We start from the raw sequence: 216 nt of genomic DNA on the forward strand, positions 1-216 counted from the left end.
GATCGAGATAACGACCTCGTCCAGATGCCATTTGTCACCGCGGGCGGGAGCGCGCTGGCGGATCCGATCGGAGAACGGCTTGCCGAATTTCCGTCCCCACTGGCGCACGGTTTCATAGGTCACGCCAATGCCACGCGCCGCCAGCATTTCCTCGACCATGCGCAAGCTTAAGGGAAACCGGAAATACAACCAAACGGCATAGCTGATCACTTCCGG

The 216-nt window shown here is 59.3% G+C and carries 1 pseudogene; it reads right to left on the reverse strand.

Annotated elements, in window-relative coordinates:
* Positions 1-216 (reverse strand): annotated as a pseudogene (locus QJT78_RS52990) (IS6 family transposase); the annotation flags it as partial.

Source organism: Bradyrhizobium sp. Mp27, assembly GCF_029953005.1.
GTDB classification, from domain to species: Bacteria; Pseudomonadota; Alphaproteobacteria; order Rhizobiales; family Xanthobacteraceae; genus Bradyrhizobium; species Bradyrhizobium barranii.